7 protein-coding genes are annotated in these 8,814 nt (G+C 47.1%); 5 read left to right on the top strand and 2 right to left on the bottom strand.

Going from position 1 to position 8,814, the window contains the following annotated elements; translation table 11 throughout:
* Positions 1 to 180 precede the first annotated feature (180 nt).
* Positions 181 to 1,338 (bottom strand): geranylgeranyl reductase family protein, encoded by a 1,158-nt coding sequence (locus Q0R35_RS09420; RefSeq protein WP_295616687.1) that lies wholly within the window; start codon positions 1,336 to 1,338, stop codon positions 181 to 183.
* Positions 1,339 to 1,518: 180 nt separating this feature from the next.
* Positions 1,519 to 1,719 carry an NblA/ycf18 family protein gene (locus Q0R35_RS09425; protein ID WP_295616669.1) on the bottom strand — a complete coding sequence of 67 codons (201 nt, stop codon included), beginning with the start codon at positions 1,717 to 1,719 and terminating at the stop codon, positions 1,519 to 1,521.
* A gap of 569 nt (positions 1,720 to 2,288) precedes the next feature.
* Between Q0R35_RS09425 and Q0R35_RS09430 the strand changes: the two genes are divergently transcribed.
* From Q0R35_RS09430 to Q0R35_RS09450, 5 genes are all read left to right on the top strand, one after another.
* The gene (locus Q0R35_RS09430; protein WP_295616672.1) at positions 2,289 to 3,461 is read left to right on the top strand and encodes a response regulator; all 1,173 of its coding nucleotides are present in this window, start codon (positions 2,289 to 2,291) and stop codon (positions 3,459 to 3,461) included.
* 137 nt (positions 3,462 to 3,598) lie between these two features.
* Positions 3,599 to 3,973 (top strand): response regulator, encoded by a 375-nt coding sequence (locus Q0R35_RS09435; RefSeq protein ID WP_295616675.1) that lies wholly within the window; start codon positions 3,599 to 3,601, stop codon positions 3,971 to 3,973.
* A gap of 17 nt (positions 3,974 to 3,990) precedes the next feature.
* Entirely contained in the window at positions 3,991 to 4,599 is a 609-nt protein-coding gene (locus Q0R35_RS09440) for a chemotaxis protein CheW (protein WP_295616678.1), read from the top strand.
* Positions 4,600 to 4,626: 27 nt separating this feature from the next.
* Complete coding sequence (locus Q0R35_RS09445; protein ID WP_295616681.1) at positions 4,627 to 7,977, top strand: GAF domain-containing protein; 3,351 nt, start codon at positions 4,627 to 4,629, stop codon at positions 7,975 to 7,977.
* A partial coding sequence (locus tag Q0R35_RS09450; protein ID WP_295616684.1) for a methyl-accepting chemotaxis protein occupies positions 7,971 to 8,814 on the top strand: 844 nt, incomplete at its 3' end. The genes Q0R35_RS09445 and Q0R35_RS09450, both read left to right, overlap by 7 nt.

An 8,814-nucleotide genomic window follows, 5' to 3' on the forward strand; every position in this document is an offset into this window, starting at 1 on the left:
CCCCCCCTTATAAAGGGGGGGCTTTTCCAGCTCTCACCCTTTTATAAAGGGTGAACTTTTCCGGCTCCCTCCCCTTTATAAGGGGAGGGTTGGGGTGGGGTAAAGGACTAAAATCGAAATCTACAAGCTGGCAAAAGCAGATCCCCGACTTTTTCCCAAAAGTCAGGGATTTAGCTGCAATTATTTTCCAAATAAACTACCGCTGAGTTTCTTAATTGCTTTACCTGCAATATCCGAATAGCTGAGTTCGCCAGCCAACACCCGTGCCATCGTCATACTTGCCGAAGGACGCTTGACGGCGGCTTTATAACTGACTTTAGGAAATTGATAAAAAGCCGTAGCCAGACGCTGCGCCCACTTCATATCTGCGCCCCATTCTGTTGCTATGACTTCACTATACTTCTCTAGCGCATTGCTGGTACCGCCGAGAGCAGAGTGAATCGCTTCGGCGGCTTTGATACCTGAAAAAATTGAGGGGCGGATACCCTCGGCTGTCATCGGATCGACGACACAGGCGGCTTCGCCAGCTAAGACGGCGTTTTGGGTATGGAGTTTTTGATCGCCATCCCATAAACAGAGGGGATGTCCGTATTGTTTGAATTTGTGGATATCGATGCCAAATGCGCCCGTGCTGTAGGTATCGAGAATTTTTTTGAAGTCTTGGGCTTCGCCACCGCGAAAGGTGCCAATTCCGATCGAATATCCGTCGGCTTTGGGGAAGTTCCAAATATAACCGTTTTTGACTAAGCCAAATTCAAAGTTAATGGTGTTGACTACGTTGTCGCTGGGGGCATCGACTTCGAGTGCGCCAGCCAGACGACGTTTGCGATCTTTAAAGCCCAGCCACTTTGCCATATTACCTTTGGCTCCATCGGCGGCGATGATATATTTGCCTTCAACGGTACCATTTGCTGTCGTAACTTGCCATCGATCGACTCTAAATTCAATGCTCGTGACCTGAGTATTGTCTCGTAATTCGGCACCCTGCTTTTGGGCTTGTTGGACGAGAAAATGGTCGAAGACATCGCGTTTTACCATCCAGATTGGTTCTTGATTTTCGAGCTTAACATCGACTGGATCTTCTAAATTTAGGGTATAGCGCAGGGTGTCTACCCGACAAGAAATTGCTGGGCTAAAATCAAAATCGAACCATTGCGCGATTGCGGGCGATACACCGCCCCCACAGGGTTTATACCGAGGAAGAGCATCTTTTTCCAAAATTAATACCGATCTACCTTGCTTGGCGAGATGGTAGGCTGCGCTGCCTCCTGCGGGGCCAGCACCGACGATAATGCAATCAAACATAAAATAGCTATCTAGTAGATACGGCGATCGCAACTCTGACGAGCTACAATCTCGACCATTGTACAACCAGCAATAGCTTCGAGACCATGTTGAATCGATTAATGTTGTGATGTCGGACAGCTTACGCCCCAATCCCCACCTTAGCGATCGTTCAGACAGAGAGGGAGGTCGCAGACTAGCGACAATATTGAAATCGAATCGAGAAGCTGTTAACTAAGCTGCTTGTTGACTTGGCTCTTCAATTCCCCATTGATGTTTGAGTAAGTTTTTGTAGCTGTTTTCTTGAAGCACCATTTGTCTGTACAGGTTCACTAAAAATTCTTGTGCCTGTACGTGGCTCATATCTTTGACTTGATGCTCGAACGATCGGATATTGAATTGTTGTTCTAGGGAAAGGTCAAAGGATTTAGACATAATTCACTCCTAGTATGGGTGTTAAGCAAAATCATCCCGGTTGGGACAAGTATTTGGATTTACGGTCTGATACTTTTGTCGTCATGTTAAGAAGTATAACAGTGATTTGACAACAGTGTCGATCTGTAGATATGCGGATCTCAGATCTACCGATCGGCACATGTTCGGTTTGACCGAGTGACAACTGCGGCTAATTTAATTTTTAGCAAATTAATTAGGTCGAAAATGCTCAACACGAACAAAAACTAACTTTTGTCAAGATACCTTGACAATTCGTTAGAGAATTAACCGCGATCGCTAAATAGGTGCATCTATTGGAGCAAATTCGATCGGAGTCGTCGCGACTAACTTACCAGCCCAGACATGCTCGTGCGCTGAATCGATAAACTTAGATTCGACATGAGCGAAACAAGATGAGACTGGGCATACTAATCTTACAGATGACACCGGGCATCACGATCGGCCAAAATCGATCGCAACTAGCCCGTAACACTAGATATACCGATCCAGAATCGATCCTAACTAGCCCTAACTAAGTCCTGCATGGTAGCTGAAAACGGAAAAATCACATGGTTGCTGAATACATAACGCTAGATGGCTTGGCTACTGAGTTGAGTGAGATCAAGCACCAACATTTCAGTGGACATATTTTACTAAAAAGTTCATTGGGACAAGAGTGGTGTCTCCATATCTATCTCGGTCGCATCTTGTATGCTACTGGCGGTAGCCATCCGATTCGTCGGTGGGTGAGAAATGCCACCATTATGGGTGTAGACGGTAGTAATACCGAAAATCTGCAAACCCGGATTGAAACACTAACCGATATTTCGGCATTAACCTTAGCAGAGCTGAATAGTTGCTGGGAATATTATCTATTGGTCAATTGGGCTAAACAAGGGCGAATTACCAGAAATAACTTGATCAAACATATCCAAACCACCATCGTGGAGGTCTTGTTTGATATCGTTCAAGCTGAAGAAGTTACCTATCAACAGATCGAGCGAGATCGACTCAGCCCCCAGTTAACGCTAATCGATATCGATCGAGCATTGGGTATTGCGGTACAACAGCAGCAGCAATGGCAACAGGTGGGGTTGACGGGAATTTTACCCGATCGATCCATCAAAATCGTTGCCCATCAAGAGTTTAAACAAATAGTTTCGCCATCTGCTTATCAAGCATTACAATTTGTGCTTAATGGCGAACATACCATTCGAGAAATTGCCGTCAAGGCGCGTAAATCGCCAGCAGCCATCGGTCAATCGTTTCGAGGGCACCTGCAATCGGGAATGCTGGGACTGATCGATCTGCCAGACTTTACCAGCCCAGTTGCTAACAGTAAGCATCCACTAGGAACGAAGATTCCGTTAATTTTCTGTATCGATGATAGTCCGTTTGTGTGCGATCGACTAGAGCAAATTTTTCGGCAAGAGGGTTATCAATTTATCAGTGTAATGGATTCGCTTAAAGCAATTCCGATTGCGATCGCCAAAAAGCCAGAGTTGATTTTTCTAGATTTGGTGATGCCCAATGCTAATGGTTATGAAATTTGTAGTCGGCTGCGAAAAATTGGGGCTTTTCAGAATACACCGATTGTGATTTTGACAGGTAACGATGGGGTGATCGATCGAGTTCGCGCCAAGGTTGTTGGGGCGACTGATTTTGTGACTAAACCAGTCCAGGCAGAATTGGTATTAGAAATTGCTCATAAATATCTTCAATCTGCACTGTCGGTTAAGTAAGAAGTAAGAAGTAAGAAGTTCGGTTTTTAAATAGAAATTTAGATCTCACTTCTAAACCTTTTTTACCTCAAGCTAGGTGTTCTCAAGCCTTGTTACTGCGATCGAACAATTATAAATGTTTCTAGCGATATAGATAAATGGCAACTAAAATGTCTACAGCATTGATTGTCGAAGATGTTCAGACCGATCTGATGATTTTAACTAGTTACTTGGAAACCTTGGGGTGGCGGGTAATTTCGGCAATGAATGGCGAAGAAGCACTAAGTTATTTAAGTTCTAATAAACCAGATATTGTGTTCTTAGATGTGGTTTTACCCGGACGCAGTGGATTTGAAATTTGCCGCACGATTAAATCTCAGACACATACGCAGAAAATACCTGTAGTAATGTGTTCGACTAAGAATACCGATATGGATCGGTTTTGGGGTTTAAAACAAGGTGCAGATTTATATTTAGCAAAGCCAGTAAACCAAGCTGAATTTGTTGAAGTAATCCAAAAATTAGCTAGCTAGCGATTGGCAAAAAATAGATGGCAATTAAGGGGGATGGGGTGAATTTAGCCAGCGATAGTCAAATACGTCGATCGTCATTAGTTGTCGAGCCAGCCACAAGAACTCAACAGCAATTTTTGCGATTTTCGATCCAACCCGGTTTAATGGCTTTAATTGAGATCGATCGGACGATCGAACTGGTCAATATTCCGATCTCTAGAGTGGTACCGATGCCACATCTACCGCCTGCGGTGAGGGGTGTCTACAATTGGCGGGGCGATATTTTGTGGATTGTCGATTTGGCAGTGTTAGTAGGTGGTGGCAAGGAAGTATCGCGTAAGTATCGCAGTCTTCAGCCGATCGTAATTCTCAGTAGCGCGCCTGCCGCCGATCGAACGCCATCAACCCCAGCGACGCTCGACTACCAAGCTGATACCGCAATTGGGGTCATCGTCGAGGAAATTATCGAGATCGAATGGTGCGATCTGGATCTGATTAGCTCTAATCTACCAGCTAATCTCGAACCAGAATTAGCAAAATGGATGCGGGGAGTCTGGGAATCACCTACAGGCGAGAATTTTCTGGTGTTGGATGCCGCAGCAATCTTAGATCGGGCCGATGTTCGTGTTAGCCCCGATCGCATTTAAATTACTTTTTTAGCTAAACATAAACTAATGAATACGATCGAACGAGATAAAGTAGCAGCTAGCGACCCGATTGCGACCACCCCACCGCCAGCACCTGCGGAGACAGATGCCGTTGGCGTAGCCTCTCCGTCAGGAGATCTGTGGATTTCTCCTGAACTGGAACCCCGCGCTCTGAATCAAGCCCCAGTGCCAGTCCAGCCTCGCCAGCCATCGTTACAACGGCAAATTTTGTTGATGATTCTACCATTTATCCTGCTGCCGATCGGGCTGAGTGGGTGGCTAGTGATGAGTAAAATTGCCCAAACTGATACTCCAGCAGCTCAGAGCGCACGAGTAGAAACAGATCGGACTCGGTGGCAGATGGAGGCGATCGTGCTGCTATCGCTTGGTTTGACCAATTTAGGGGTGGCATCATTAGCCGTGCGCCGACTGAGTAAGTCGATCGAGCGAGTCACCACCAAGCTGGGCGAAGCTGCTAACGGCAATCTGGCAGTATCACTCGAACCGGGCGACACTGCCGAATTTCAACAACTCGCCACTCAATTCGATCGGTTAGTCGGCAACTTCGATCGCACGCTCCAGCAACAGCAGTTAGCCGCACATGCGAATAAGTTATTCGGCAAAATCGCCCTTACCGCTCAAGAATCATTAGATCGGTTTCAGGTCTATCAACTTGGTGCTAGTGGCATTCTCAAAATTTTGCAAGCCGATCGCGTGTCGATCTTGCAGTGTAATGCTGATGGTAGCACACTGGTTATTGCCGAAGCCGTTGCATCTGGTTGCGTGCCAACATTGGCGACCCCACTGGCGCGGATGTATTTTGTGGAGTCGTCAACTGAATTAGCCCGATATCAACAAGGACAAGCCATCGCGATCGAAGATCTCCAGCAGGTAGAATTAAGTCCCGCGCGGCGTAAATTTGTGGCCAAAACCCAGCTCAAATCGGTGGCGATCGTGCCGATTTTGGTAGGGAAACAATTAATTGGGCTACTATCGATCCAGCAGTGCGATCGGATTAGACGCTGGCACGATTGGGAACTAAATTTTGCGATTCAAGCTGGGCAACGACTCGGTTTGGCGATCGAACAGATGATGACTTGGAATACTCAAGCGGTAGAATTGCGCCGGACGAATATGTTGTCTCAGGCACTACAAACTAACGATCCGATCGAGTCTGTCGAATTACTCAATCTCGCCCTAGAGAGCATTCGCCAAGAATTTAATCTCGATCGAGCGATCGTTGTCGGTCGCAACGATCGGCAGCAAGCCGAAATTATTGCCGCAGCCACCGACGCTGGTTGGGTATTACCAGCAGTAGCCCAGCTCGAACGATATTTAGAATACGAACTCCACCGCGACCATTTTATCCCTGAGGATATGGCGAATATTCACGATCTCGATGATGCTGGCGGACTCAGAGCGGTAGAAATTGGGGTCTTAGAAGATCTGCAAATTTGCGCTCGGCTAGTGGCACCGATCTCGATCGAAGGGCAACTATTTGGTTCGATAATCGGACATGCTTGTAATGACGACCGTCAATGGACGCAAACAGAGATTGACAAATTCACCACGATTGCCGAGCGAATTGGCTTGGTACTGGCACGGCAAAAATCGATCGAGCAACGCACGATTCAAATGTATCGGAAGAATCTGCTCTCGGAAATTACGTTGCAACTGAGACAGTCACTCGATCGCGATACGATTATTACCACGGGACTAGATCGGATTCGGCAGGCTTTCGATCTCGATCGAGCCGTATTTTTGACACTTAATGACAGTTGGGAGACCACAATTGCGGCTGAGGCACTGGCTGTCGGCAAGCCTTCGATTTTGGGCATGACGATCGACGATACTTGTTTACAAAAAACCCAAGGCGCAGGCTACGAGCAAGGACGAGTCACGGCAATCGCCGATATCCATCAGGCAGGATTGAGCCAATGTCACGTCCAGATGCTCGAAGGGTTGCGCGTGCGGGCAAATTTAGTCGTACCCGTGCTGGTAAATAATAAGCTGTACGGGCTGATTGTCGGGCACATGTGCGACGCGCCTCGCAATTGGGAGCCAGAAACGACTGAGTTATTGGTGCAAATCGCGACTCAGATTAGTATTATGCTCAATCAGTCGCAGTTGTTTGCTCAACGCGAAAATGATGCCCGCAAATCGCAGATTATTTCTAACTTTACGCTCCAACTGCGACAATCGCTCAAACGGCAAGATATTTTGAATACGGCTGTCGAACTAGTCCGCTATGCTTTAGATCTCGATCGAGCGGTAATTTTTGAGCTAGATCCAAATTTTAACGGTACGATTACGGCTGAATCGGTAGTAGAGCAGCAACTTTCACTCGTCGGCACTCAAATTGATGATTGTTGTCTCAAAGATGCTGGCTACGAGCAAGGTAAAATTACCGCATTTGCCGACATTTATCAATCTGGTTTGACTGAATGCCATATTAAAATGCTCGAAGATATCCAAGTGCGGGCAAATTTAGTCGTCCCGATTACGATCGACTCTCAATTATTTGGGTTATTAATCGGGCATGAATGCCAACAGCCGCGTGCTTGGCAACCAGAAGAAATTAACTTATTAAATCAGTTGGCAACTCAACTGGCGTTAGCTCTCAATCAAGCATCGCTGATCGAACAACGCGAAACCGCCGCCAAACAGTCACAACTCATCTCCGAAATTACCCTCAAACTCCGTCAATCTAACGACGAAGCAGAAATTCTCAATATTGCGCTCCCCGAAATCCGTTCGGCACTGGGACTCGATCGCGCGAGTATTTTAATAGTCGATAATAATGGCGAGGGTGAGGGCAAAATTATCGCCGAATCGGTTCGCCAGCCAGAGTTTTCCATCTTAAATGTCATTATTCCTGCCGAACATATGTTTGAAGTTCTCGGCAAGGGTTATCGGGAAGGTTCGTTTATTAATGTTAGCAATCTTCAACATGCCGACTTCAGTGCCGACTTAATCGCACATCTCCAGCAAACTCAAATTAAATCGATTTTAACTACGCCGATTATTGTCAATAATCGCTTTTTTGGACTATTTAGCGGTACGATGTGCGAACGTCCGCGCGAGTGGCAGCCCTCGGAAATCAATTTAGTCACTCAAATTGCCGCTCAAGTTGGTGCCGCACTCAGCCAAGGGCAACTGGTAAAACAACTAGAAATTGCGAACCTCCAGCAGTCAGCATATGCCGCCAGTCAGGAAGCCGCTCGTCAAATACTCCAGAAAAATGCTTGGGATCTATTGCTGCAAGTCGATCGCGTCAGTCAAGGCGATCTGACAATTCGCGCTCACGTTACGGACGATGAAATCGGGACGATACCGATTCTTACAATTCTACCGTCGAGAGCCTGCGGGGTTTGGTAAATAACGTCCGGAATGTCTCGCAGGAAGTAGTTTCGACTACGACAATCAATGAGATTTCCGTTGCCGAACTCTCGATCGAAGCCTTACAACAATCTGAAGATATTAGCTTGGCTCTGCGCCGACTTCAGGAGATGGCAGGCTCGATCGAACTAGTCGTTAATAATGCCCTGACTGCCGAGTCGGCGGTGATGGAATCGGCACAACTCGTCCGTGATGGCGATGCCGCCATGAACTCTGCCGTTGAAGGGATTCTGACGATCCGCACGACAGTAGCAGAAACAGCTAAAAAAGTCAAGCGTCTAGGCGAATCTTCGCAAAAAATCTCGAAAGTGGTCAGCCTAATCGGGAACTTTGCCGCTCAAACCAACCTACTCGCGCTCAACGCCAGTATCGAAGCAGCACGGGCAGGAGAAGAAGGACGCGGCTTTGCGGTAGTTGCCGAAGAAGTGCGATCTCTCGCCCGTCAATCTGCCGCCGCAACGGGTGAAATCGAGAATCTTGTCGCCAGCATTCAATCACAAACAAGTGAGGTAGTCATGGCAATGGAAGCGGGTACCGAGCAAGTCGCGATCGGGACGAGATTAGTCGATGAAACGCGGGCGAGTCTCAATCGCATTACCGCCATCAGCCTCAAAATCGGCGAATTAGTCGAATCGATCGCCCAAGCCGCCCTCCTTCAATCCGAAAATTCGGCACAGGTGACCAAAAGTATCGATCGCGTTGCCGATATCTCTGTCAAAACCTCCCTCCGCGCCGACAACGTCCAAGCATCCTTCCAAGATCTGCTCAAACTCGCAACTGAGTTACAGAAAAATGTCGGTCAGTTTAAGATTGAGT

The sequence above is a fragment of the Chamaesiphon sp. GL140_3_metabinner_50 genome (assembly GCF_025361915.1).
GTDB lineage: Bacteria > Cyanobacteriota > Cyanobacteriia > Cyanobacteriales > Chamaesiphonaceae > Chamaesiphon.